This window comes from Streptomyces sp. A012304 (genome assembly GCF_026008495.1).
Taxonomy (GTDB): domain Bacteria; phylum Actinomycetota; class Actinomycetes; order Streptomycetales; family Streptomycetaceae; genus Streptomyces.
Genome location: NZ_BQUN01000182.1, coordinates 220,662 through 245,106, shown reverse-complemented (window position 1 = coordinate 245,106; position 24,445 = coordinate 220,662). Strand labels below are relative to the sequence as shown.

Sequence of the window (24,445 nt, the reverse complement as noted above, 5' to 3'; positions counted from 1 at the left end):
CCGGTGAGGCAAGCGGTTCGTCACACGCCCTGACTCGGCAGCATTTCTGTCCCCGTTGACAGGAGGGTGTGTGACAGGCCGACAGTTCATTGGATCAGGTCTGTGTGTGGATGTTCAGGGGAGGTCGGGCAGACGTAGATCTGCATGTTGTCCGTGCTGCCTACTTCTACCCTCGTCGGCTGTGAGGGGTTCTGGCCCGCGTAGGAGGAGCCGGCGAGGGCGGCAGCCTGGTCTTCCTGCGGCGCCCAGCTGTGACCTTCGCCGCCGTCCCACTCCCGGGAAGCGATCGTCAGCAGCGGCACCATCCGCGCCTCGCACACAGCGCAGAACTGGGGGTTCGGGTCGGTGCGGCCCCAAGGGGGCCAGCCGCCGACCTTCCAGCCGGGTGCGTTGCCCAGATGGATGGAATAGAAGTCGCGCGGATACTGCGCGTAGGAGCTGTCCACGCTGGCGCCGGCTGCCTGCCACCTGTTCCAGTCCTCCAGCATCCGCTGCAGCTCCGGGCTCAGATCCAGGCTGTTGGGGTACTCGGTGAACGCTTCTGGCGCCAGCACGCACGGCTCTGGCACATAACCCGGATAGTCAGCCTCGTACGGTTCCGGTGGTGTGGTGAGGATGTCGCCGACCTCTGCGGCCGACCGCCAGAACAGTGCGGTCGACGGCTTGTAATCCGGTTCGTGTTCGTACGGGCACCACAGAATCTGAAGCAGATCGGCCTGCCCGGGCGGCCGCAACAGGGGTATGTCACGCAGGAACAGCTGAGCCACGGGCAACATCGGGACCGGGCATTCGGCGGGCCAGGGAGGGCCGGCGTCAAGCCGTTCAGCGAGCCGTGCGGCATTGCGTTCCTTGAGCGCCTCCTCCTCGGGCGTGAACGCGGGAGGCCGGTCATCAGGGCGCCACCGGGACTGCAAGCGTCTCTGGAGCCGCACTTCGGTAGGTGACTGGCGGAACCCAGTGTCCACGTGCAGGTGCGCGTCTTCGCAGTGCGGCCATGGCTCCCCCGCCGGCCACAGCAACGGCCCGCCGACCGAGCTGTCCCCGACCGAAGGCGACCCCGGACGTGGATGCAGCCGGATGGCAGGTCGCGCCAACGGGGCCAGCTCGGGAAAGACCGAGGTCACCTCGACAGGACGCGGCGGAGTAGTACGTACGAAAACCATGCCGGTGATCCTGCCACCAGCCACTGACAGGCCCTTGCCGCCTCAACCCGCGCCACCGCTGTCCCGTCGCAATGGACTTGGCTGTGGATCTTGCGCTGAGCTGTGGGTCTGCCAGATGGGGTGAGACCGGCTCGCCTTGGGAATCTCAGTGCATCTGGCTTCTGCGGAATCCAGGGGCGGCTGCCGATCACGGTAGGACCATCGGAGGCTCGGGCTGGTCCTGGCGCGACATAGACTCACGGGCTGTGAGCCAACAGGGTGAAAGCGGGAAGACGCGGTTTCTGGTCCTTCACGACTATGGGATGGGGGGTCTTTGGTGGTGGGTGTGGGCAGACTCGGCGGAAGCGATCGTCAGTGCGTGCGCCGAGGTAGAGGTGATCACGGACCCGGAAGACGTAGTGCGGGCCGAGACGTGGGACTTGGAGGAGGTTCATCTTGACGCCCCGGATCCGAATCCGCTGTCCAGCCTTCGTGCGAAGCGGGATGCCCAGCGTGGTCAGCCTGGATTCGGTGTCCTGGCGGGACGGGAGCGCGTGTACTTGCGCTGGCAGGAAGACGGTGAGGAAGAGGTCTTGCTGATGGAATTCGGCCCGGACGGACGGCGATTGCGGCAGGTCGAGAGCCGGCCCGACGGTGATGCGATCAGGACGACTGCCGAGGACTGGCCGTTCAACCCGCCCTTCGACCTTCATGATCCGCAGTGGGTGTCCATGGAGATCGGCCCTGACGACTTTGAGGCTGCATGGCAGCGCGCTCGTCGCGAGCCCGCAAGCTGATCAGCCGGGCGCCGGGGTTGCGAGGGGCTGGCAGAAGCGCTGGCGCTCTCCCGGCCGGAAGGATGAACCCGGCACTGAGTTACGCGTGGGCTCTGATCCCGCTGTTCACGGCCGGGCTGGGGACGGCTCTCGTCCTTGGGTGGGCTTCCAGACAGCCATCACAGGCAAGGCTGCCGGTATCAGCGGTGGTCAATCATCGCGGAGACCAGCAGCCCACAAGGCGGTCAACGTTCCATCTCAGTCGTTCTGGCTGCGCCAGGCGCTGGGCACCAGGTCAGGCAGGCGGTGGTCGATCTGGTGCTCGCCCTTCACGCACCCGGCGAAGGGACCGCTGGGGGCGCGTAGTTCGCGCAGGCAGGGGCCGAGGTGGTCCCGGTGCCACACGCTGGGGCCCGTGTAGCCGGAGGTAGCGGGGTCGGTGAGCTCCTGCCAGGCGAGCCAACAGGCGTGGAGGCGGGCGACGGCGACGGGGTGCTCGAACCACATGGCGCACCAGCGGGCGTCGGATGAGGGTTCCGCGAGGTATCCGGGCACGAGGACGCCTTCGACCCACTCGACCAAGGCGCGCAGCCCGTCGTCGTACTCCGGCGCGTCCAGGAGGAGGATGAACGGCGGGAACGTCCGCTCCTCCTCGCCGGCCTCCCCCGGCGTCTCGCCAGTGTCTGTCGTGTCGTCCGTCGGCGCCTCGCCTTCGGCGGCAGCCTCGGTGAGCCCGGTGAGCCCGGTGACCTCGGCGGCCAGGCGGGCGACTTGGGCCTTGAGGTCCTCGACGTCCTGGAACAGGCCGACCGGGACCTCGAAGTTGGAGTCATCGGGCACGGCAGGCGGCCTCCTTCTCTTGGTAGGCGGCGACGGCGCGCTTGGTAATGGCGGCTTCCTCGGCCTCCATCTAGGGGCCGATGTGGGCCATCGCCTCCTCCTCGCACCAAGGGCGTAGGCGATCTGGGCGACGGGCATGCCGGTGGCCAGCAGCAGGGCGGTGCCCTTGCGCATGGCGCGGATCTCGGCAGGGTCCATGATCTGCTCGCGCTGTTCGGCGGCGGAGCGGGAGTAGCCGTCCTTGCTTTTGGAGTACGAGCCGCGGTGGACGAAGTGGGCGCCGACCAGGCTGGAGATGTCGGCGGCGAACTTCGCGTCGTCCAGGCCGACGCCGATCACCTTCTTGGTGGCGGCGCTCCACATGGCGTCCATGCCGACCTCGCCCCATGCCTTCACGCCCTGGCGGTAGCTCTGCAGGATGACGAGCGGGGTGCCCCCGCGCGAACCGAGGTGGCTGTAGAGGTCGGGCAGGTCGGCGATCTTGCAGATGGTGGCAGCCTCGTCGAGCACGGCGCGCATCGGCTCGGGCAGGCGGCCACCGGCCCGCTCCCCCGCTTCGGCGGCCGCGGTGAACACGGCGTCGGCGAGGGCGGCGACGAGAGCGCTGGTGGGGCCGCCCTTCTTGCTCAGCAGGTACAGCGTGTCCTTACTGGTGGCGAAGTGCTCGGGGTTGAACCGGGGGCGGCGCTCGTCCGGGGTGTGGCCCACGCCAGCACCTTCTCATCCCGCAGCGCGGACAGGGCGGTGCGGGCGTTCTGGTAGACGCCGCTCTGGGATTCCTCGGCGATGTTGACGCTGCTGTCGACCTGTTCGGCGAGGACGGGTCCGTTGGCGTAGAGGATCCGCAGCAGCCCACATCCAACGCCTCGCCCTGGACAACGCCCGCCTCCACGAAGCCTTGAAGGCCACCCACAACATCACCCGCATCGACCAACCAGACAGACAGCCGACGCCTCTGAAGCCACCACCCTGGTCCCTCCAGCCTCGAAGCGCTCAACGGCCAACCCACAACCACCACCACAACATCGCGCTGGACGTGGCGACACGCAGCATCTGCGCCGCGCTGCTGCGCCCGGTGGGCACGACGTCGGTGGACGCGGCGATGCTGCTGGGGCAGATGGTGGTGCCGACGGCGATGCGGCCAAGCTGGGACAAGGCGCTGTCCATGCAGCGATCCGTCACCCTTATGAGCGGCTGAACGCGTTGGACACTCGGCTGGAGCAGGCGGCCGCACGGCCGGTGATCACGCCGAAGACCGTTCGTCTCCGCGTGCGAGAGCCTGGGGAGTCTCGGTGCAGCCGGTGCCGCCGGCGAACGGCCCAGCGAAGGGAAACATGGAACGGACCCTCCGCGCCATCGCCGATGGGTTCAGCCAATACCTGCCAGGCCACACCGGCTCGGATGTCTCCCATCGGGGCGCGGCCGCGCAGGAGGATGCGTGCTGGAGCCTGGCCCAGCTTCAGGAACTGCTGAACAAGTGGGTCATCTGCGGATGGCAGGAGCGCCGGCACGAGGGGCTAAGAGGTCGCGCGGATAGGCTCGGCAGGGGCCCCTGGGAACAGAAGGGGCACAGTTCCCGGTGATCATGGAGTTGCGACGCTCTGTGATCACTGGGGAGATCTGTGCCCGTCCTGCCATCATGGCTGACCGATCCGCTCTGGGACCAGTTCGCAGCCCTGCTGCCCGAGCGGCCGGAACAAGATGCTGCAACTGCTGCGCTTCGGCTGCTCCTACGAGGCGATCGCCGACACGACCGGCTCGGCCACCACTTCCCGACCCAGCAGCAAAAGGACGCCACCTCGGAAAGACCCACGCCGAACTGGTCGCACGCAACCTGCGCGGCCACATCGCCCGCAAGGGCGAGAAGGCGCCCATCCAGGCAAGCCAGCGGTGGCACATGGACTCGCCGGGCCTGGTATTCAGCGTGCAATGGATAGCACCGCCGCCACCTCCGCCCGCTCCTCCGGGTCCGAGGGGCAAGCCTGCCTGGGCTGCTGCCTCCGCCGCCAATGACCAGCGAACCATTCGTCCGATTATCACTCTTCTCACCCAAATGGGTTTTATTTTCACTATCCGGTAGGCCACCTGGGTAGTTGCCCGGCGAGGGAATTTGCGCCCCAGGGGTCGAGCTGCAACGAGGGTGGACATCCCCAGGCGGCTCAGGCGCAAGAAAGCCCCCAGTCACCGAGATCTGGCATGAGCATGACTCTGCGGTGACTCCACCCGCCAACACGCCGTCCAGGAGTGATCCGACATGACCGTACCCCCCCGGAGGTTCGAGGACAGCGATTGCATCGCGCTCACCGGGAACGCCACGCCCCCCGACCCGCTCATCGCCACGCCAATCATCGCCCCGGACGAGTGCAACGCACTGACCTGTACTCAGCAGGGCATGCTCGTTCCCAAGACCAGCGTCGCGGGAACCTCGGGCCCGGCGCCAGGCCGCATCGTCGACGACCTGCAGTCGGTCGACGTCATCGTGACGGCCCCGGCTGCGGACGCATGCCCGCAAACCTATACGGTCAAGGCGTACCTGACGCCTCTTCGCGGCGAGGCCGGCCCGGTCACCGACGTTGACCTGCTGCCGACCCGCACCAGTCAGACGTGGGCGGACACGGCATTGGAGGTCACGCTTCCCGATCCCGGTACATACCTGGTGACCGGCGACATCGACACGACGATCTGCGCGACCCTCGACTACGGGAGTTCTACGAACCTGTGGACCGAAGTTCGTCTGATCGACCTGGCGTCCGGCTCCGTCGAACTCGGGCCCCGCCAGTCCTCCCAGCACCAGTTCTCGACATCACCCGAAACCCGATTCCAGCATTGCCAGCACGGTCCGACCCCCCTGTCCGGACTCGTCACCGTGTCCGCGGCGCAGGGGTCGAAGACGGTCCGCGTGCAGGCGACCTTGCACGGCGGCGGCCCCGGCGACGGCCTGAACGGTTCCACGATCCAGAAAGCGGACTTCGTGGGAACGCGCTCCTACCTGACGTGGGTGAAGATCGCAGACTGAGAGCTCGCGCAGGAGGCATGTACTCATGGGCGGCGGTTCGGGCGGTCGTCCCAGCGGTGGGTGGTCCACACGCGGCGGATCAGGCTACGGGCGGTGATGATTGTGTCCGCGAGATCGAAGAAGGCGTTCGATGACTGCGGCCCGGCGTTCGTAGCAGCGGGCAAGGCGGGGGAAGGCGTTCTGCCAGGCGTGCGTGCGCTCGACGTGCCACCGCTGGCCTGCCTGGATGGGCGCCTTCTCGCCCTTGCAGGGCGATGTGGCCGCGCAGGTTGCGTGCCGCCAGTTCGGCGCGGGTCTTGTCCGAGGCGTAGCCGGCGTCCAGATGGACGGTGATGTCGTCGGGCAGCGGCCCGAGGTCGTCCAGGAGGTCCAGGGTCGGGGCCAGCAGCGGGGAGTCGTGGCGGTTCGCTCCGGCCAGGACCCGGCCGAGTGGGATTCCGTAACCATCCGCCATGCCCGAGCGTTTCAAGCCCTGTTTGCCGTGGTCGACCGGTGAGCGTCCGGCGGCCTCGCCACCGCCGGGGGCTTTGGTGATGGAGCCGTCGATGGCGATCTGGTCGAGGACGAGTCCGACGATCCGGTCGTAGGACTGGATCGTGATCTGCTTGAGCTGGGCGAAGACGCCGAGACGGATCCGCTCGTCACGGCGGTTGCGGATGGTGGTGGCCGAGCAGGTCGTGTCGGCGATCGCCTCGTAGGAGCAGCCGAAGCGCAGCAGTTGCAGCATCTTGTCAAGGCAGGACAACACCAAGATCAAGACAGACCTAACGGAGTCCTACTAACTGGCTCTAACAAAAGCGGTTGATCATGTGACTGTCAGCTTGATCGTTCGTTGATGAGGGCATGGGGAAGCGTCAGTCGCGGCCGTGGATCGTGTCGGACGAACTGTGGTCGCGCATTGAGCCGTTGCTGCCAGAACCGCCTCCGAAGCAGGTCGAGGGCCGGCCGCGGGTGCCGGACCGGCAGGCCCTGTGCGGCATCCTGTTCGTTCTGCACACCGGCATCCAGTGGGAGTACCTCCCCCAGGAGCTCGGCTTCGGTTCGGGCATGACCTGCTGGCGCCGCCTTGCCGCTTGGAACGAGGCAGGCGTCTGGGATCAGCTCCACCAGCTGCTGCTGAACAGGCTGCGGTCGAAGAACCAGCTGGACTGGTCGCGGGCGGTGATCGACTCCTCCCACGTCCGGGCTGCACGCGGGGGCCCAAAAGCGGGCCCAGCCCGGTCGACCGCGCACGGCCGGGCAGCAAACACCACGTCATCACCGACGGCCAAGGGATCCCGCTCGCGGTGTCGCTGACCGGTGGAAACCGCAACGACGTCACCCGACTGCTGCCGCTGCTGGACAAGATTCCACCCGTCGCTGGGGTGGTCGGCCGACCGCGCAGGCGGCCCGACATGCTCTTCGCGGACCGCGGCTACGACCACGACAAGTACCGCCGTCTGCTGCGGCAGCGCGGCATCCAGCCCGCGATCGCCGAGCGGGGACAACCCCACGGCACCGGCCTGGGCACCTTCCACTGGGTCGTCGAGCGGACGATCTCCTGGCTGCACGGCTTCCGCCGCTTACGGATCCGGTGGGAACGACGCGCCGACATCCATGAGGCCTTCCTCGGCCTCGCCGCCTGCCTGATCACCACCGCCACGTCCAGAGGCTTTGCTAGGGCCAGTAACCCACAGTGGTCCTTCGCGTGCCAGCAGATGGGTACTGCGCCCCATGGCTTTCCCACGGCGTATCGGCCACGGTGAGGGCATGACTCGTCCTCCGTGGGTCCCCACCCACTGTGCCGAGCCGGATCTGTCTTCGGCGGGCCCCTGCCCCACCACTCGTCTTGCCCGAGAAAAGGAACTGCCATGTCGCTGGACACGCCCCAGGCCGGAGCCGGCCCTGAGCGGCTGGCGGCACACGAGGCCAGCCAGCGCCTGGAGCACGCGCGCAAGACCCGCCTGGTGCAGCTACGGACCATGGCCGAGGCCGGGCCGGACGCGGCGGAACATCTGATGTCGGCGCAGAAGGACACCATCCAGCGGGTTCCCCGCCTACGTCGAAGCGGCCCTGCCGCGGATGGGCCACGGCACCCACGGCGCCGGCCACCTGTGCCGCGAACCCCTCGCCCGCAACCGTACGAAGAGCGCGCCGCAAGCCCGCTGCCGCGCCCGCCGCCGACCAGGTCATGAAGGCCGGACGATGACCACAGCACCCCGGAGCCGAAAAGGACGTGGCTCCAACCGGCCCTGGCCTTTGAGCCGCCGCTGTTCGGGCATCGCCTTTGACCTCGCAGCGCCCGCACCCGTGCCTGGGTGTCCGGTCGCAGAACCATCCTCGACGTACCCATCGTGACCTTTCCCGGCGACGGCGCCCTCCACCCCATCCAATGCGGCACTATCGTCGAGACCGGGGCCACTGCGCGGATGCTCGACCGGCTGCTGGGCGACCGCCTGCCGCGCTACGGCAGCCGCCTGATCGTCCTGACCACACCCGTCCTGGGCCGAATCGCATTCCGTACCGAGGCCCACGCCGCGCTGGAGCCACTTCGGCCGCACACCGTGCTGACCGTCCCCGCCGCGCGGGCCGTGGCCACGGCCGCCGGCGCCGACCTGACCCGGCCCCTGCTCGTGGTGGACATCGGCGCCCACGTCACCGAGGCCGTCCTGCTCGCCGACGGCACGGTGACCGACGCCCGCCGCACTGCCCTGGGCACCACCGACCTGGACAACCTCACCCCGCCCACGCACATCACCGACGTGGTCGTCGCGATGTGACGCGATGCTGGAGGAAGACACCGGCATGCAGACGCACGACGCCGTGCAGCAAGGGGGCTCCTGGCCGGAGGAGCCGCACTGCGCCCCGACATCACCTACCGCCTCGCCTCCCGACTGCACACCCCCGCCAAGCCTGTGCCCTCCCGCACACCGCGGCCGTCCGGGGCGCCGCTCAACTCCTAGAAGCCGCTCGGACCCACCCTTCGGCCCCCACCGACCGGCTGTGAAAGACGCTGCTCCACCATCGTCCGCCCTCACCAGTACGCCGCCGGGGCTCGTCAAAAGCGGTCCCGGCCGGCGAGCCGGCCGCCCTTGCCCTCGGACGGTGCGACGCGGCCCGACGACGAAGATCCGCCTGACGACTGACGGCCGCTCGCGTGCGCCATCCCTCCCGGCCAGTCCGGCGACGCACCCGCAAGGACATCCGCCTGCTGCGGCTCCGACCGCTGGCGTTTGCCGGACCGTAGACGCATCCGCGGTCACCCACCGCAACGGGACACGGTCGGTTGAGGGCACGGCGGATCACCGCGGGAGAGCGGCTCGCAGGTAGTCCCGTAGCCGCAGTGCCTCGTCCAGTCGGGCGCGGAACTCGACTGCGCTCCCTGCGGCCAGAGTGCCGTAGATCTCCACGGCCTCCTCCGCCGCGGCCAGCGCGTCCTGCAGACCGTGCCTCCGACTCATCCGCACCCGCACCGCGTTCATCAGCAGATCCGCAAGCACGGGCTGGTGGGCGGCCGGGTTTTCCCGGGTGAGCTGCCGTTGCAGGTCGACGGCCTCCCGCAGGTGCTGCTCGGCCAGTTGCCAGTGGTCCGAGCGTGCCAGCGGCAGCACGAGTCCCTGGAGCAGTCCCATGACGACCGTCGGCCGGTGGGCGGCCGGGTCCTCCTCGGCGAGCCGTCGCAGGATCGAGACGGCCTCCTCTCCTGTGGCGCGGACGTCCTCGTACCGGCCTAGCCCGGCCAGTGCCTGCGTGAGGTTGATGAGGGAGAGGGCCACTAGCTGATCGGCGTCCGGGGGACTGAGGCGCCGCCAGAGAGCCACGACCTCTTCGTAGGTGCGGAGCATCTCCTCGTGCCGGCCGGTCACCGTCAGCAGTCGGCCGAGCATCTCCAGGCTCACCCCCAGCTCGAATCCGTATCCCTCGTCGCTCTGCGCAAGGGACCGCCATACGTCGGCCTCCTGCTCCCCGGCCTCGATGGCCCGGTCAAGGCGATGGAGTGCCGTTAGAGGCCCCCTGAGGCTTCTGAGTGCGAGCGCCAGGCGGAGTCGGTGGGCCGCCGGAGCGGCCGCGGAGAGCCGCTGCAGGATGGCGACGGCCTGTGTTCCCTGTGCGATCGCCTCTTCATGGTGCCCCACCTCGCTCAGCGCGTCGGAGAGGATCACGAGTGCCGCCGCCAGGTTCGGTTCATGCACGGCCGGATCGGTCCTTGCCAGGGATCGGCGGATGCCGACGGCCTCCCGTACCCGGGAGAGGGACGGCGTCCGCATTCCCGCCCTGCCGTACTCGCGCCCCAGGTTGGTGAGGGCGTCGGCCAGGATAGGCAGGCCCGCGACGGGGTCCGCCTCGGCTGCCTCGCGGGCCAGATCGACCGCCTCCCGCAGGCACGCCACGGCTGCGGCCGGATCGTCATGCTGCGCATGTCCGTTCCCCAAGTTCACCAATGCCATGGCGAGTTTGCGGCGGTACACCACGGGACTGGCCGGGCCCAGCCGCCGGTACAGTGCGACGGCTTCCTCGGCAGCAGCCACGCACTCCTCGGTCCGGTTCGTCGCCGACAGGGTGAGGCTCAGATTGAGCAACGAGTCCGCGAGATCCGGCAGGTGGTTGTCGAAGCCGTGCTCGACCAGTTCCCGAAACAGCCCGACGGCCTCCTCGGAACGGGGAACGGCCTGGTGGGGTGATCCGGACCTGCCGAGCCAGATACCCAGATTCATCACCGAACGAGCGAGCAACGGCAGATGGGCGGCCCGTCGTGTGCCCGCGAGTTCCCGGGACATGTCGACGGATGCGCCGCAGTTCCGTACGGCTTCCTGCAGTTGCCCCGCCTCGCCATAACCGTCACCGAGGTGCAGCAAGGCGTTGGCCAGCCAAGGCCCCCAGGCTTCGGGGTTCTTCTCCGCACCGGCGCGCAGAAGGCCGACCGCCTTATCACCCGTCTGGAGAGCCTCCTGGTGACGCCCTTCGCCGCGCAGGGCGATCGCCAGGCCGTCGAGCGCGTTGGCCAGGTTGTCGAGGTGTGCCTCGGGCGCCTGCTCCGCCAACTTCTCGAAGAGGGACACCGCTTCGGATTCCGCGGCGTGGGCCTCGCGGTACCGGTCGACCCTGGAGAGCTGGCATCCCAGGTTGTGCAGCATTCCGGCCAGGTCGGAACGGAAGTCCGCGGGGCTGACCTCGGCCGTGTACCGGGTGATCTGTACCGCGCTCTGCAGCAGCTCAAGACCCTCGGCGGTGCGGCCCTGCTGGTCGAGACGCAGAGACAGGGTGTTGAAGGCGACCGCGAGATTCGCGACCTTCGCCGGATGCCCTTGGGCGACGATCTTGGTGAAGAGCACCACGGCAGCCTCGGCCGATGCCAGCGCGGCCTGGTGACTTCCGGTGAGATGCAGCTCGTTGCTCAGACCGTTCAGCGCCCACGCGAGTTCGGCCACCGCTTCCACGTCGCCGCCGTCTGCCAGGTCGCGACGGAGCCGCACCGCATCCGCGGCCGCTCTGAGGGCCTCCTCGTGCCGACCTGAGTTCGATAGACGTCCGGCCATCTTCGCGTACAGGACAGCCTTGACGGCAGGATCGGAGGCGGATTCGATCCGTTCGGTGCAGAAGCGCTCGGCGATGTCGGCGATCCCCACGTCGAGGTCGGGATCCCGCCGGGGAGCGGCATCCTCGATGGCCTCCAGCGCTTCGAGGGGGATCTGTTCGATACAGGCCAGCGTGGTCAGGGCGGCGTTGCCCGCGCGAAGCATGAGGTCGGGGTGCTCGGTGGCCAGGGGGGCCAGTTCACCGGCAGCGAGATGCGGCCAGCGGGCTGCGGCGTTGATCAACTGGGTGAGGACGTGCCGGCTCCACGCCGGAGCTAGGGAGCCGGAAGGGGTGGGCGCTGCGACACCGAGGAGACGAGCCGCCGCCTGCTCGGCCCAGGTGCTCGCCAGATGGCTGTCGACGGGCCCGGGGGTGCTGAGGGCGACGAAGTCCTCACCGAGCCGGTCGGGGCAGAGCGGTTCCAGGTACGTCCTCGGGTCGTCGGGCGGATAACAAGCGGCGTGTTCCCGCAGCACCTGCGGATGCGACGCGTCATTCTCCACCTCGGCGGACTTCAGCGCGGCGACCGCCGTCCGGTGGTCCCTGGGCCCGGTGAGGGTGGCGGTGTACACGGTCTGGGCCATGACCTCCGCGGGTGCGGCGCAGGAAGGCTTGCGCTGCTCCAGCTTCGACCAGTGGCCGCGCTCACGCTCCAGCAGGTACGCCGACAGGGCGCCCGGGTCCCGTGGCGGTTCTTCACCACGGATCCGGGCGTCCACCGCCACCAGTGCGGCCATGTGCACGGTCAGCGTCAGTCCGTAGGCGGCATGGGACAGATCCCCGGGCACCGCGAGGGACCCGGCGTCCTCCGCGGGCAGTCCGAGAGCGTCGGCGAAGCGTTCCCGTGCAGCCGTGAAGGTCTGTCGTCGCGCGTCGATGTCCGTGTCGAGAAGCGGCCGCAACGGGTACTCGTGGTGAGCGAAGCCCCATTTCCTCAGGTCGTCGAGCAGATAGGACCACCAGCTCGTTGATCGGGCGATGAGGAGCACCCGGAGCGTCTCCCCGCGATGGTCGGCCAGTCTCTCCAGCAGCAGCTCCAGCTCCCGCGCGGGCCAGCGTTCGGCGTAATCGACCACCACCAGCGCGCGGCGGCCCGACCGCCTGCCGCAGTCGGTGTCGGCTGCGGCTTTGTCCGCCCGGACGGCCTGCCACACTTTCCATCCCAGCTCGGCGCTACGGCGGGCCAGTTCGGTGGCCAGCCGGGTCTTGCCCTGCCCGCCGAAGCCGTGCAGCAACGCGGCCGAGGCGGCTATCGGGCGGCCGTCCTGCGCGGTGCCGTCCCGCCAGGCGGCCAGCGCGGCGAGGTCGTCTGCGCGGCCGGTGAACGGCACCACCTCGTGCCGGGCCAGCAGCAGTTGACTCGGCTGTCCGCGCACATCCGCCGCCAGCGGCTGCGCGACCTTCGGTGGGAAAGGTCGCAGGTCAGCGGGGTCTTGGTTCTCCGCTTCCCAGACCAGGTCCCACACCTGCTCCAGAGCAGCATGGCGGCTCTTCCACAAGGTCATTTCGAAGAGCTCGGAGATCGGGGGGATCGGCTGGGCCTTGGCGATCGCTTCGCAGGTCCTGACGAAGAGATCGACCAGGTCCCAGTCCGGCGGTTTCACGAACTCGGCCCTGAGAAGGACGCTCACCGTGGAGCGGTGCAGTTTCACCTTCCTGCTCCGCTTGCCGCCCTCCTTCGCCAGCTCCGCCAACGAAGGACTGTTCGCGGCGCGGTGCACTTCCGCGAGGCAGCTCGCGAAGCGCTTGCGGGCTTCGTCCCATACCGTCATGTCGGCCACCCCCACCATGAGCCGTTCAGAATCGTCCAGAGCGGCGCGCAACCGCCCTCCGTGCGACCAGGGCCGATCGCTCGTGTCGTACGGGATCGTCCGGCCGAGCCCGCTGCCGGTGCCGTCTCCTGGATCGTCTTCCTGTCGGCCGACACCACCCATCTGTGTCCAGCCGGAAGGAGAACGATGAGCAGGCCCCGTACCCGCCGGCCTCGCCGGGGAGAGATGCCCTGGACGACGACCGTGCTCGGTGCCGCTGTCAGCGGCACCGTCCGTGCCGTGGTCACCTGGCTGCTCGACCACTTCTCACGCTGAGGTCCTGCAGCCATCGAGCCCGCCGACGCTCCGCTCGTGACGGGGCGTCGGTGGCTCCCCGACGTCGGCCGGGCCCGCTTCGGCCCGCGAGCCACGCCACAAGGAAGTCCCCTCCATGACAGCACAGCGGCAACCGGCGTGGGGGCGGAACGGCACAGCCGGGGGCGTGAGTGACCACCACTCCCGGACCCCGACGTCTCACAAGTAGCCTGTATCCGCCGCCATTGGCGGGGCGAATGGCGTGACGCCGGGCATGAGGCCCTCTGCAGGAGTGAGCGACGACGCCCCGCCCGGGCGCAAGCGGTCGAGGACGGCCCGGCGCGGCGCGCGAGGCTGCTGCCGTCTCCAACCGGCGGCGTGGCAGAGGGTGATGCACCGCCCATCGCGCCGCCGCTGCCCAGCCTGGATGAGTGCTCGCACCATCGAGGGGCATGATCCCGGTGGGCAGACCCCTGATGGTTGCCGCGAGGTTGGGGCCGGCGACACCACCGAGGTGGTGGCGACCAGGACGGTGGAGACGGCGCGGGCTCGGTGGCCGGGTGCGGCGAGGTCGGCTCCGGCGTAGCGGGGCTGGAGGTTGGTGGCGGTGCCCGCGCCGTAGGCGAACAGGGCGATGAACAGCAGGACCGGGTTGTCCAGGACGGCGGCGATGATGACGCCGGCGGAGCCGATGGCGCCGGTGAGGTAGCCGGTGGCGAGGCCGGGGCGGCGGCCGCGGGCCTGGGAGATGCGGCCGACGGCGGCGGCGAGGACGGAGCCGGTGGTGAACGGGGCTCTGGGCAGCCCGGCGAGGCTGGTGGAGCCGAGCACGTCCTGGGCCAGCAGGGCACCGACGGTGACACCGGCGGCGAGCCCCGCCCCGCTGAGCACCTGGGAGGCGACCAGGACGCGCAGGATCCGGGGCTGGGGCCGGGCGAGGTCGGGTATGGGAGCCGTCGTGCTGGTGGGCGCGGTGCTGGTCATGTCCCTTTTCCGGAGCGGGTGAGCGGCGCGGGTCCGGGGGGGGGCGGGCCCGGCCCGTCTGGGCAGAGGGCGGCCGTTACATCTGCCCGGCGCCGGCTGGACAGCGCTGCGGGCCGGTGCACGGGGCGGGGTCAGCGAGCGTCGAGGGCCTGGGCGAGGTCGGCGATCAGGTCGTCGGCGTCTTCGAGGCCGGCGGACAGGCGGACCATGCTGTCGGCGATGCCGACCCCGCCGCGCATCCGCGCGCCTCCCTGTACAGAGATTTACAGGTACGAGGCGTCAAGCGCGCCAAGAGTTGCCAGGACGGTTTGCGCTGCCCTCTCGCCGGCGGCCAGGGCGCCTTCGATGTGCCCGGCGTACTCGGTCGCTGTCTCGGTCGACGCCCAGTGCAGCCGCCCACCGAGCAGTGGTTGCTGGTAGAGGGGGTGGCCGAAGAGCGAGTAGTCGGTGAGGTGTTGCACGGTGGACGGGGCGGTCCACAGCTCTGCGCTCCAGTCCTGGACGTGCAGGGTCACCGGGGAGTCGGCGGGCGGGCCGAAGAGCCGGGCGAGCTGGGTGGTGACGGCCTGCTCGAAGCCGTGGCGGACGGTGCGGGCGGGCGCGAACCCGAAGAGCGCGGCGGGCTCGCCGCCGGGCCCGGACATGTCATGGATCTCCTGGAGCGGGCCGGTCCTGCTGAGCGCCGCACCGGCCAGCCCGTCCTCGCGCCAGAAGGCGGTCGGGTAGTGGGCGACGACCTTGGCGACGGCGCCCATCCAGACCGGGGTGGCGCGGGCGAGGCGTACGAGGTCGGTGGGGAGCGTGTCGCCGAAGTCGATGCGCTCCATGGCGAGGGCCGGGGGGACGGCCAGGACGATGTGCTCGGCGTGGAGCGTTCCGGCCGGGGTGAGGACGTCGAGGCCGTCTTGGCCGTTCGGGTGGATGGCGGTGACGGGCGTGTCCAGCTGAAGAGACCTGGGGGGCAGTGCGGCGGCGAGGGCGGCGGCGATGCTCTGGGCCCCGGCGGCGAAACGGCGGGAGGGGGCGTCGATCAGGTTGCCGGTGAGGCGGCGTACGCCGGTGGTTTCCTGGAGCATCGTGTCGCCGGCGAGGTGCTGGTCGAAGGTCTCTAGGCCGCTGCGGGCGGCCAGGGTTCGTACGCGCTCCTCGCCGTTCCAGAACCAGGTGGCTCCTAGGTCGAGGGCCCGCCCCGGGTGCTCGGCAGGGGCGGAGAGCAGGCGTCCGCCGATGCGGTTGCGGGCCTCAAGGGCGACGACGTCACGGCCGGCGGCACACAGCGCGGTGGCCGCGGCGAGTCCGGAGGCGCCGGCGCCGATCACGATGACGTCGTGGCTGTCCTGGTGGGACATGTGTGGCTCCATTCTGAGCAGGCTGAACCCCCGCTGCCGTCGGTGGCTGCGGCATAGGGCTTCTGAGATTCCGAGCCGGAGTGTCAGAGCAGGGCAGGGAGGCTGCCCGCCGGGCGACTGAGGCGTGCGGCGCGGCTAAGGGGCTGGCTACTCGCCGCTGGCGGCGGTGTCCAGGACGATGCGGAAACGTGGAGCTCCGGAACGCAGCCGGGTGACGGCATCGCCGGCCCTCTCCAGCGGCATCTGCTCGATCATCGGGTGCACACCCGTGGTGACGGCGAACGCCATGGCTTCCTCCGTCTCGCGCGGGCTGCCGGTGAGGTGTCCGGTGAGGGTGTGGCCGTTCATGACGAGCCGTGCCGCCGGGACGGTGACGGAGCCGGCGTCGACGCCGACGAGGGTGAGCTGCCCGTGGACGCCCAATCCGGTGAGGAGTTCATCGACAGAGGCGGTGGAGGAGGCGGTGCAGACGATGAGGTCGGCGCCGCCGAGCTCCTTCAGGGCGGCTCCGGGCGCTTGGGCGTCGCTGTCGATGTAGTGGTGGGCGCCGAGCCTGCGAGCGAGCTTCTCGCGGTCGCTGCCGCGGGCGATGGCCACGGTCTCGTATCCGAGCCTGGCCGCGAACTGCACGGCGAGGTGCCCCAGACCGCCGATCCCGAAGACAGCGACTCGTCCTCCGGCTCGGACGCCGGCCTTGCGGATCGCATTGAAGGTGGTCACGCCCGCGCAGCCGAAGGGGGCGGCGTCGAAGAGGTCGAGGCCGTCGGGGATGTGGGCGAGCGCATCGGCGGGCACGGTGATGCTCTGCGCCCACCCGCCCGGATACGACAGGCCGGGAATCTTCCGCTCGGCGCAGTGGACGACATCGCCCGTCCGGCAGTACTCGCAGTGTCCGCAGCTGCCACCGAACCAGCCGACGGCCACCCGGTCGCCGACTCCCCAGCCCTCGACACGATCGCCGATCTCGGCGATGACACCGGCGACCTCGTGGCCGGGGGTGACGGGGAAGGCGGTGCCCTTGCCGGTGGCCGCGGCCGTTCCGATGTCGGCGTTGCACACGCCGCTCGCCACGACCGATACGCGGACCCACCCGGCGGGTGGCGGGACCGTCTCGGCCATGGCGGAGTGCAGGGGCCCGCGGGCCTCGGTCACGACCATGGTCATGGCGCTGTCCGACATGGTGCCTTTCCGTTCCGAACGACCGATGCATATAGCTGCTGGTTATGCTGAATCAGCAGGAGCCCACCGTAGGCAGAGGCAATTCAGCCCGGTAGGGGATGTCAGTGAATGGAGCGATAAGCCGTGGCTATGACGACAGATCGCCTGAATCTGGAAGGGCTGCGGTACGCGCAGGCGGTCGCGGAGACCAAGTCGTTCAGCGCCGCCGCGAGGGCCTATGGGGTGACGCAGCCCGCGCTGTCGAACGGGATCGCCAAGCTGGAGGAGCGCCTCGGCGACAAGCTGTTCGAACGGTCGCCGCGCGGTGTGACGCAGACCGCGTTCGGCGTCCGGATCCTGCCGCTGATCGAGCGCGCACTGGCCGCGCTCGACGCCGTCGGGGCGGAGGCCAGGCGACTGACCGAACCCGGTGAGCAGAAGATCCGCATGGGCGTCTCGCCGCTGATCGGCTCGCACCTGGTCGCCCGGGCGTTCAGCATGGTCCAGGGCCTCCCCACACCCCGGGACCTCGTGCTGCGCGAGGCGAACATGCAGGAGCTGCGCGAGTGCCTGCTGGCCGGACAGCTCGACATCATCCTGATCCCGGCCGTGGCCGCGATGCCACGCTTCGAGCACCGGGTCATCGACGTCGAGCCGATCGTCGTCGTCAGTCCCGGCACGGCGGAGGCGACCCCCGTCGAACTCACGGAGGCCGGCAAGGAGCAGTTCATCCTCGTGCCGGACACCTGCGGTCTGACCACCTTCACCACGCAGCTCTTCCGGGCGCACGAGATGCCCTTGAACACCTATCCCGGTGAGGCCTCCAGCTACCGGGTCCTGGAGGACTGGACAAAGCTCGGCCTGGGCTCGGCGATGGTCCCCCGCTCCAAACTCACCTCGCCCGACGTCCGCCACCGCCCTCTGGTGGACCAGGGCCGCGAGGTGCAGATCTCCTTCGAAGCGGTCTGGAGCGCCGACTCCCCGCTCGGCCCGGATCTGCTCCGCCTCGCCGACAGCCTTGCTGCCGCCCGCCGCTAGCCATACGCATCGCTTATATCCTGATTCAGAGAGATCCTCTACCGGACCTTGCTGAGAATGCCTAACTTGGCAGGCACGTTGCGGCACTCACCGCTCCGTCCCCTCCCTGTCAATCGAGCGAGGCATAACCATGGCGTATCTTGAGATCACGCTGGAGATAGATCTGGCCCACCGCGCCGCGGCCGCAGGCGTGTACGACAAGTACAAGCAGCCGTTCCTGGACACCGTCACCGGCGCTCTCAGCAAGGAACTCCTCGTCCGCGACGAGGACGTCCAGGTCCTCCACGGCTTCCGGACCGTGGCCGACGCGCAGGCGTATCTGGCGAGCGAGCTGTTCTCCCGCGACGTCGTCGGAGGTCTGTCCCCGCTGCTGAAGGCCGACCCCGACGTGCGCGTCTACGACACCGTCTGAGGCCCCGGTCGTGCACGAGCTCACGGCGCTGCTGCGCGAATACGACCGCGCCCGCGCCTACACCGACGAGCTGTGGAAAGACCTCAGCCCGGACGAGGTCACCTGGCGTCCGCACGAGGACTCCAGCGCCATCGGCTGGCACCTCGGCCACCAGGCCCACGTCGCCCACTTCATGATCCGCAACCTCACCGCGGCCGAGCCCAGTCCCGACCCGGAACTGGACGGCCTCATGGACTCGGCGAACCCGGAGAAGTTCCGCGGCGCGCTGCCCACGGTCGAACGGCTCACCGTCTTCCGCGACACCGTCGCCGAACGCGTCCACGCCCGTATCGGCGCCATCGCCGCCGGCAAGGTCGGCGCCCCCACCCAACTGACCATCGTCGGGGCCCACTTGCTGACGGCGCTGATCAATCACGAGTACCAGCACGACCAGTGGATCAGCGAGGTCCGTGCCGACGACCTCGGCCACGCGCTGCCGCCCGATCCCGCCTCCGACCGGCTCAGCCGCATCGACGGCTACCTCGTCCTCAACCCCTACGCCTGACCAGAACCCCAGGAGCACCCCATGTCCAGCACCACTACCCTCGACTTCACCGGCCAGAAGGTCATCGTCATCGGCGGCACCAGCGGCATGGGCTACGCCGTCGCCCGCCACGTCCTGGAGGCCGGCGGCACCGCGGTGGTGACCGGCCGCTCGCAGGCGGGCGCCGAGGAGGCGGCGGCCGCACTGTCCATCCACGGCAAGGCCGTCGGCGTCGCAGCCGACCTGACCGACCCCGCGGCCCTCGACCGCCTGCGCGAGACGCTGACCCAGGACCACGCCGACGCCACCCTCCTGGTCAACGCGGCCGGTGTCTTCGCCCCGAAGTCCTTCCTGGAGCACACGGGCGCGGACTACGACCGCTACCAGGCCATCAACCGCGCGTTCTTCTTCATCACCCAGACCGTCGTCAGCAACATGATCGACCGTGGGGCAAAGGGTTCCGTCGTCAACATCGGCTCCATGTGGGCGCACCAGGCCATCGCCGCCACGCCCTCGTCGGCGTACTCGATGGCCAAGGCCGGCCTGCACGCCCTGACCCAGCACCTGGCGATGGAGCTCGCCTCGCACGGCATCCGGGTCAACGCCGTCGCCCCGGCGGTCGTGCGCACCCCGATCTACGAGGAGTTCATCCCCAAGTCGGACGTCGACTCCGCGCTCGACGGCTTCAACGACTTCCACCCCCTCGGCCGCACCGGCACCCCCGACGACATCGCGGCCACCGTGGCCTTCCTCCTGTCGAACCAGACCGACTGGGTCACCGGAGCCGTCTGGGACATCGACGGTGGCGTCATGGCCGGCCGCAACTGACCTTGGCCCGTGCCGCACGCGCTGCCGCGGCCCTGGGCACTGTCCGGTGGTTCATCCGACTGTCGGATTACTGACTCGTTGTTCCCTGCATGGGGCGGGTGATCTGACGAATGCCGAGTGGGGCCGGTTGGAGCCACGCTTGCCGGCGTCGGGGCAGCGTGGCATACCGTGGCGGGATCTAGCTCCACCGGGCGACGTGTCTCGACGTCGACGAGCACAGTTCCGTAGATCCGGCCCTTGCGCTGGGCGTATTCGTCCACACCGACCACGCGGGGTGTCGCGACCGGAGGGTCCGGCAGCGAGGCGATCAGCCTCAGCAGGGTGTTCCGGCTGACCGGTGCCCCGAGGACGTCCTTCATCCGGGCGCCGGCACGGCCCGCGAGCGCGAGACCGACCGAGACCGGAGTCGATCGCAACCGCTCGGTCCGCCGGCCGAACCGGCGGGTAAGCCCGGACACTTGCTCGGCAAAGGTCTTCCGCAGGCAGGACGTCTCCGCACAGACAAACCGACGCACCCGTAACGACACCACGACGAACTTGCCCACTGCTGGCAGATCACGGGGAAACCGCAAGTAGAGCCGTGTATTCGGCTCGACCAGCACCCGCATCCCGGGCAGGCCGCCCGGCTGGCGGTGGTCCGGGCCTCGACCCGGACGTCGGTATCGGTCACCTCGACCGATACCACGGACACACCCTCCACCGAGAAGAACAGCAGTTCATCCAGCTGCGGCCGTAGATCGTTCGCGGGGCAGCACTGTCGGCCACACCACGATCCCGCCGAGCGATTTTCGGTCGACCTTCACCGCCATCGCCCGAAGATCGACAGTCACACTGCGTACGCGACCACAAGAAGTGGACCAGAGCCGTTTTGGGTTCTGGCACAGATCTTGGGGAACGGTCGCGGAGGGTCACCCCGATGCTGATGCGCAGACATCAACAACAACGTCGGCTCGAACTGGGCACACAGCGACCGCGGTCCACACCGGAGGCGGTGCGGACCGCGGGTAGCTTCGGCGGACGGGGCCGGGGATTTCCTCAGTTCAGCTTGATCGCTTCGCTGGGAAGCCGTGGGTGCGGGTGCCGACGATGACGATCAAAGCCGGTACGAGAAGGGCCAGCACGCTCCACGGGAACGAAGTGGCACCAAGCAAGTCGAGCAGGACACCGCCGACGACACCGCCACCTGCCATGGCCACGTTCCACAAGGTGACGAGCATCGCCTGCGCCGTGTCGGCCTGGTCACGGCCGGCCTGCCCGGCAGCCGTCTGCAGGAGCGTCGGCACGCCGCCCCACCCAAGTCCCCACAGCAGCACGGCGAGGTAGACCAGAGCGGGGCTATCGGCCAGGACCGCGAGGATGGCGGCGGCCGCACCGACAAGCAGCGTGCTGGCGATGGTCAGACTGCGCAGCTGGCGGTTGATGAGGGCACCGGTGATCCAGATGCTCAGCAGTGACGCGCCGCCGAAGACCAGCAGTACCAGGTCGGTGCTGTCGGCCATGCGGACGTGGTCGAGGAAGGCTGCGATGTAGGCGTACAGGATGGTGTGGGCGAGGACGAAGACCAACGTCACGAAGAGAACCGGAGCGACACCGGGGACGCGCAGCGCCTGACGCATCGGGGCGCGATGCTCCTGGTGCTGCCCTGGGTAGTCCGGCACGACAGCCATGATCCACACAATCAGGGCGACAGCGAGAGCGCTCATGGCCAGGAAGGCCGTCTGCCAGGTGACCGCCTCGCCCAGGAAGGTGCCTGCGGGGACGCCCAAGGAGAGGGCAACCGGGATGCCGGCCATGGCAATGGCGATGGCCTTGCCCTCAAGGCCGACCGGGACCATGCGGCGGGCGTAGCCCGCCAGTAGGGCCCAGGCCAGGCCGGCGGCCACGCCAGCCAAGAAGCGGGCGACCATGGTGAGGGGGTAGCAGGTCGACAGGGCGGTGACGGTGTTGGCGACGGCGAATCCCGCGATGGCGGTCAGTAGCAGGTGTTTGCGGCGCCAGCCGGCGGTGGCCGCGGTGAGCGGAATGGCGGTGAGCGCGGTGCCGATCGCGTAGATCGTGACGGTCTGTCCCGTGACGGACTCGCTGACGTGCAGGTCGGCGCTCATCTCGGGCAGGAGTCCGGCAGGAAGCGTCTCCGTCAGACTGGTGATGAACACCGCCGTGGCCAACGCGAGCAGGGCCGCCATGGGCAGTTTCTGTTTCTGGCTCTGCGTGCCGGAACCAACGGGCAACTGCTGTGTCGTCATGCCGGTATGCTCAAACCCTCACATAGGTGTGAAGGTCAAGCCGACATGGTGTTAGGTGGAGCACATGCGCATTGGCGAGTTGTCGAAGCGGACGCACACCAGCCGCAGGCTGCTGCGTTACTACGAAGAACAGGGACTCATCGTCGCAGAGCGCTCCCCGAACGGTTACCGCGAATACGACGAGCGCTTTGTCGATCGCGTACTTCAGATCCGGGGGTTGCTCGATGCCGGGCTGCCGACCCGGATCATCAAGCAGATCCTGCCGTGTCTGGACAAGCCACGGGTGATCTACTTCCCCGACGCCACCCCGGAGATGATCGCAACCCTGGAAACCCAGCTGGAGCAGATGAACCAGCGCATCGAGTGCCTGACCCGCAACCGGGACGCGGTGGCTGAGTACTTGGAGTCGGTTCGGGACTACCGCAGCTCCGACGCCGCCTGAACGCCGCACCAGCACCGAGGGTCCGTTTCCTGCCAGCGTTGTCAGTTCTCGGTGCCGGCACAGAGCGGTTGCGGAGGGTGACCGGGGCGTTCGATTGTGAGGCTTCGTGTCGCGTGAGACCGCGTGCGCCCGGCCGCCTGACGGGCGGGAGTAGCGCTCCGTCAGGTACGTGTCCGGTCCCGCCATGAACCGTGTTGGCCGGTGACCGTGCTGGTCATGCAGGCCGACACGACGTTCTGGGATTCGCTCGTGTTCGACGGGATCGACGACGTGGACGTCGAAGCGGTGACCGCCGCCTTCGGCACGGTCGATGTCACGGCCAGAGGCCGGGCGGCCGGCGCTGCATGTCCGGACTGTGGCCGCTTCTCGAAGCGGGTGCACGACTCCTACCAGCGCAGACTGAAGGATCTGCCGCTCGCTGGGCAGCGCGTCGTGATCCATCTCGAGTTTTGATGTCACTGGCTCGCTGGGAGATGGGCGAGATGCGTGTTCGTCGCCAGCGAAGACGGTCGTGGGTCACGGCTGCTGCTGCCAGGGTGTGCTCATGAATACGACACCGGATGGACGGCCTGTCCCTCCCGCGCATGCCGACGAGCGCGCCATGCTGGAAGCATGGCTGGACTTTCACCGTGCGACTCTCGGCCTGAAGTGTTCGGGCCTCAAAGATGATCAATTACGGCTTGCGGCGGCGTCGCCCTCGTCGATGACGCTGCTCGGTCTCGTTCAGCACATGGCTGAGGTGGAGCGCAACTGGTTCCAGCGTGTATTCGCAGGTCAGGACTTGCCTCCTGTCTTCGGGGAGAACAACGTCGACGGCTTTGCCCTTCAGCCGGAACGCGGGCTCGACGAGGCGATGGCTGCGTGGCGAGCGCAGGTCGCTCGAGGCCGTGAGCTGATCGCTGAAGCATCGCTGGACGACTCCGGCCAGCTGTCCCAGCAGGAAGCGGTGCACGTCGGTGATCAGGGAGTCTCCCTGCGCTGGATCATGGTGCACATGATCGAGGAATACGCACGTCACAACGGTCATGCCGACCTCATCCGCGAGCAGATCGACGGAACTACCGGCGCATGAGACGTGCTTGCGCGGTCGGAAGGACCTCGCAAGCATCCGGCTCGCCTTCTCAGCCAGTGGCAGCCTGCTCGGCCAGGGCCTTGGTGTGGGCCAGGCGGTAGGACTCGGTGCCGGAGGTCGCGACCGGTCTGGATGATCGCGCCGTTGAAGGTGACGCCACTGATGTCGAGCAGGCCGGGACGCTGGCGTCGACGCCCTCGGCTATGCGCTTGTTCAGGTCGTCGATCTCGCCGGTCAGGTGCTGGATGCGGTGTGCTAGGAGTTTCAGGACGTGCCGGGCGGTGCCCACCGGCCCTGTGGCCTCCGTGTTGTCCAGCTCGGCGCACCGCTTTAACAGGTGCGGGTTGCTCAGCCCGGCCATCGACTCGCGCAGGGCGGCGTCGGCCGAGACCAGGACACTCTTGAGCTGGTTGATGGCCTGGGTCCTGGACTTGATCGCCGACCCCTTCGCCAACTTGAGCAGCCGCAGCATCTCGACCGGGCCGTCGCTCGCCTTCGCGGTGGCGGTCGCGCGTCCGGATAGCACAGCGCGGGCGGCTGGCTCGGCATCGATGGCGTCGGTCTTGCCACGACGCCGACGTGCGGCCTTGTCGGGCTGGCTGACCTCGGTCACCTTGATGCCCTCGGCGCGCAGGTGACGGGCCAGAGCGGCGCCGTAAGAGCCGGTGCACTCCGCTCCGCCCGCCGCAGGATTCCGAAGGAGCGTGCCCAGGCCGTGAGTTGGCGATAGCCCTCAGCGGTGGCCGGGAAGGTACGGCCGTCCAGGGCGACGCCGAGGACCGTGACGACGGCCGCCGCGTGGATGTCTTTGTGGGTGTCGACACCGAGCAGGACCTCCTCCGCGGCGTCGGCCGGGACGTGGCCGTGGGCAGCGGGCTGGGTGATGGTGGGCGCGGTCGCCAATCTCCTGATCGCCTCGGAACCGGTGGGGCCGGCGCCGGGCCAGGGGGGGGCAAGACTGTGACGGTGCCTGTTGCGAAGGCCCCTATGTCTGGCC

At 69.0% G+C, this 24,445-nt stretch carries 20 protein-coding genes and 5 pseudogenes; 14 read left to right on the top strand and 11 right to left on the bottom strand.

What is annotated here, in order from left to right; genetic code table 11:
* Nucleotides 1-86: 86 nt before the first annotated feature.
* Nucleotides 87-1,163: a hypothetical protein gene (locus ALMP_RS37030; protein ID WP_264936370.1), complete on the bottom strand. Its 1,077-nt coding sequence runs from the start codon at nt 1,161-1,163 to the stop codon at nt 87-89.
* A 245-nt stretch (nt 1,164-1,408) separates the two neighbouring features.
* On the opposite strand from ALMP_RS37030, the gene ALMP_RS37025 reads away from it, so the two are divergent.
* Nucleotides 1,409-1,939, top strand: a complete 531-nt coding sequence (locus ALMP_RS37025) for a hypothetical protein (RefSeq protein WP_264936369.1) — start codon at nt 1,409-1,411, stop codon at nt 1,937-1,939.
* A gap of 237 nt (nt 1,940-2,176) precedes the next feature.
* Here ALMP_RS37025 and ALMP_RS37020 read toward each other — a convergent pair whose 3' ends face one another.
* Nucleotides 2,177-3,466 (bottom strand): TraM recognition domain-containing protein, encoded by a 1,290-nt coding sequence (locus tag ALMP_RS37020; RefSeq protein ID WP_264936368.1) that lies wholly within the window; start codon nt 3,464-3,466, stop codon nt 2,177-2,179.
* A 328-nt stretch (nt 3,467-3,794) separates the two neighbouring features.
* Between ALMP_RS37020 and ALMP_RS37015 the strand changes: the two genes are divergently transcribed.
* From ALMP_RS37015 to ALMP_RS37005, 3 genes and pseudogenes are all read left to right on the top strand, one after another.
* Nucleotides 3,795-3,956: a hypothetical protein gene (locus tag ALMP_RS37015; RefSeq protein WP_264936367.1), complete on the top strand. Its 162-nt coding sequence runs from the start codon at nt 3,795-3,797 to the stop codon at nt 3,954-3,956.
* A 424-nt stretch (nt 3,957-4,380) separates the two neighbouring features.
* A pseudogene (locus ALMP_RS37010) lies at nt 4,381-4,534 on the top strand (IS5/IS1182 family transposase); the annotation flags it as partial.
* A gap of 478 nt (nt 4,535-5,012) precedes the next feature.
* On the top strand, nt 5,013-5,774 hold the full coding sequence (locus ALMP_RS37005) for a hypothetical protein (RefSeq protein ID WP_264936366.1): 762 nt from the start codon (nt 5,013-5,015) through the stop codon (nt 5,772-5,774).
* A gap of 23 nt (nt 5,775-5,797) precedes the next feature.
* Here the strand turns inward: ALMP_RS37005 and ALMP_RS37000 are convergent.
* Nucleotides 5,798-6,507 (bottom strand): annotated as a pseudogene (locus tag ALMP_RS37000) (IS5 family transposase); the annotation flags it as partial.
* A gap of 110 nt (nt 6,508-6,617) precedes the next feature.
* Between ALMP_RS37000 and ALMP_RS36995 the strand changes: the two are divergent.
* Nucleotides 6,618-7,519, top strand: a pseudogene (locus ALMP_RS36995) (IS5 family transposase).
* Between the two features lie 439 nt (nt 7,520-7,958).
* A pseudogene (locus ALMP_RS36990) lies at nt 7,959-8,760 on the top strand (hypothetical protein).
* A gap of 295 nt (nt 8,761-9,055) precedes the next feature.
* Here the strand turns inward: ALMP_RS36990 and ALMP_RS36985 are convergent.
* Nucleotides 9,056-13,102 carry a tetratricopeptide repeat protein gene (locus tag ALMP_RS36985; RefSeq protein WP_264936365.1) on the bottom strand — a complete coding sequence of 1,349 codons (4,047 nt, stop codon included), beginning with the start codon at nt 13,100-13,102 and terminating at the stop codon, nt 9,056-9,058.
* Between the two features lie 186 nt (nt 13,103-13,288).
* Here ALMP_RS36985 and ALMP_RS36980 point away from each other — a divergent pair, with 186 nt between their 5' ends.
* Complete coding sequence (locus tag ALMP_RS36980) at nt 13,289-13,417, top strand: hypothetical protein (RefSeq protein ID WP_264936363.1); 129 nt, start codon at nt 13,289-13,291, stop codon at nt 13,415-13,417.
* 436 nt (nt 13,418-13,853) lie between these two features.
* On the opposite strand, the pseudogene ALMP_RS36975 reads toward ALMP_RS36980, so the two are convergent.
* The 4 genes and pseudogenes from ALMP_RS36975 to ALMP_RS36960 all read right to left on the bottom strand — a co-directional run.
* Nucleotides 13,854-14,380 (bottom strand): annotated as a pseudogene (locus ALMP_RS36975) (MFS transporter); the annotation flags it as partial.
* A gap of 131 nt (nt 14,381-14,511) precedes the next feature.
* Nucleotides 14,512-14,619, bottom strand: coding sequence for a PLP-dependent transferase (locus ALMP_RS36970; RefSeq protein ID WP_264936361.1), 108 nt, complete (start codon nt 14,617-14,619; stop codon nt 14,512-14,514).
* Between the two features lie 24 nt (nt 14,620-14,643).
* Nucleotides 14,644-15,729 (bottom strand): FAD-dependent oxidoreductase, encoded by a 1,086-nt coding sequence (locus ALMP_RS36965; RefSeq protein WP_309299583.1) that lies wholly within the window; start codon nt 15,727-15,729, stop codon nt 14,644-14,646.
* 147 nt (nt 15,730-15,876) lie between these two features.
* The gene (locus tag ALMP_RS36960; protein WP_264936360.1) at nt 15,877-16,908 is read right to left on the bottom strand and encodes an alcohol dehydrogenase catalytic domain-containing protein; all 1,032 of its coding nucleotides are present in this window, start codon (nt 16,906-16,908) and stop codon (nt 15,877-15,879) included.
* Nucleotides 16,909-17,037: 129 nt separating this feature from the next.
* Between ALMP_RS36960 and ALMP_RS36955 the strand changes: the two genes are divergently transcribed.
* From ALMP_RS36955 to ALMP_RS36940, 4 genes are all read left to right on the top strand, one after another.
* Nucleotides 17,038-17,925, top strand: a complete 888-nt coding sequence (locus ALMP_RS36955; RefSeq protein WP_264936358.1) for a LysR family transcriptional regulator — start codon at nt 17,038-17,040, stop codon at nt 17,923-17,925.
* A 130-nt stretch (nt 17,926-18,055) separates the two neighbouring features.
* Nucleotides 18,056-18,337 (top strand): hypothetical protein, encoded by a 282-nt coding sequence (locus ALMP_RS36950; RefSeq protein WP_264936356.1) that lies wholly within the window; start codon nt 18,056-18,058, stop codon nt 18,335-18,337.
* A gap of 10 nt (nt 18,338-18,347) precedes the next feature.
* Nucleotides 18,348-18,881 carry a DinB family protein gene (locus tag ALMP_RS36945; RefSeq protein ID WP_264936354.1) on the top strand — a complete coding sequence of 178 codons (534 nt, stop codon included), beginning with the start codon at nt 18,348-18,350 and terminating at the stop codon, nt 18,879-18,881.
* Between the two features lie 21 nt (nt 18,882-18,902).
* Nucleotides 18,903-19,688 carry an SDR family NAD(P)-dependent oxidoreductase gene (locus ALMP_RS36940; protein WP_264936352.1) on the top strand — a complete coding sequence of 262 codons (786 nt, stop codon included), beginning with the start codon at nt 18,903-18,905 and terminating at the stop codon, nt 19,686-19,688.
* Between the two features lie 1,040 nt (nt 19,689-20,728).
* Here ALMP_RS36940 and ALMP_RS36935 read toward each other — a convergent pair.
* Nucleotides 20,729-21,934 (bottom strand): MFS transporter, encoded by a 1,206-nt coding sequence (locus ALMP_RS36935; protein ID WP_264936349.1) that lies wholly within the window; start codon nt 21,932-21,934, stop codon nt 20,729-20,731.
* A 64-nt stretch (nt 21,935-21,998) separates the two neighbouring features.
* On the opposite strand from ALMP_RS36935, the gene ALMP_RS36930 reads away from it, so the two are divergent.
* The 3 genes from ALMP_RS36930 to ALMP_RS36920 all read left to right on the top strand — a co-directional run bounded on the left by ALMP_RS36930 (nt 21,999) and on the right by ALMP_RS36920 (nt 23,448).
* A complete protein-coding gene (locus tag ALMP_RS36930; protein WP_264936347.1) occupies nt 21,999-22,376 on the top strand; it encodes a MerR family transcriptional regulator in 378 nt (125 codons plus the stop codon).
* Nucleotides 22,377-22,577: 201 nt separating this feature from the next.
* A complete protein-coding gene (locus ALMP_RS36925) occupies nt 22,578-22,829 on the top strand; it encodes a transposase family protein (RefSeq protein ID WP_264936345.1) in 252 nt (83 codons plus the stop codon).
* A 91-nt stretch (nt 22,830-22,920) separates the two neighbouring features.
* The gene (locus ALMP_RS36920; protein WP_264936343.1) at nt 22,921-23,448 is read left to right on the top strand and encodes a DinB family protein; all 528 of its coding nucleotides are present in this window, start codon (nt 22,921-22,923) and stop codon (nt 23,446-23,448) included.
* A 49-nt stretch (nt 23,449-23,497) separates the two neighbouring features.
* Here the strand turns inward: ALMP_RS36920 and ALMP_RS36915 are convergent, their stop codons facing one another.
* Both ALMP_RS36915 and ALMP_RS36910 read right to left on the bottom strand, forming a co-directional pair.
* Nucleotides 23,498-24,067 (bottom strand): transposase, encoded by a 570-nt coding sequence (locus tag ALMP_RS36915; RefSeq protein WP_264936480.1) that lies wholly within the window; start codon nt 24,065-24,067, stop codon nt 23,498-23,500.
* Nucleotides 24,058-24,351 (bottom strand): IS110 family transposase, encoded by a 294-nt coding sequence (locus tag ALMP_RS36910; protein WP_264936341.1) that lies wholly within the window; start codon nt 24,349-24,351, stop codon nt 24,058-24,060. Before ALMP_RS36910 ends, ALMP_RS36915 begins: the two co-directional genes overlap by 10 nt.
* Nucleotides 24,352-24,445 lie beyond the last annotated feature (94 nt).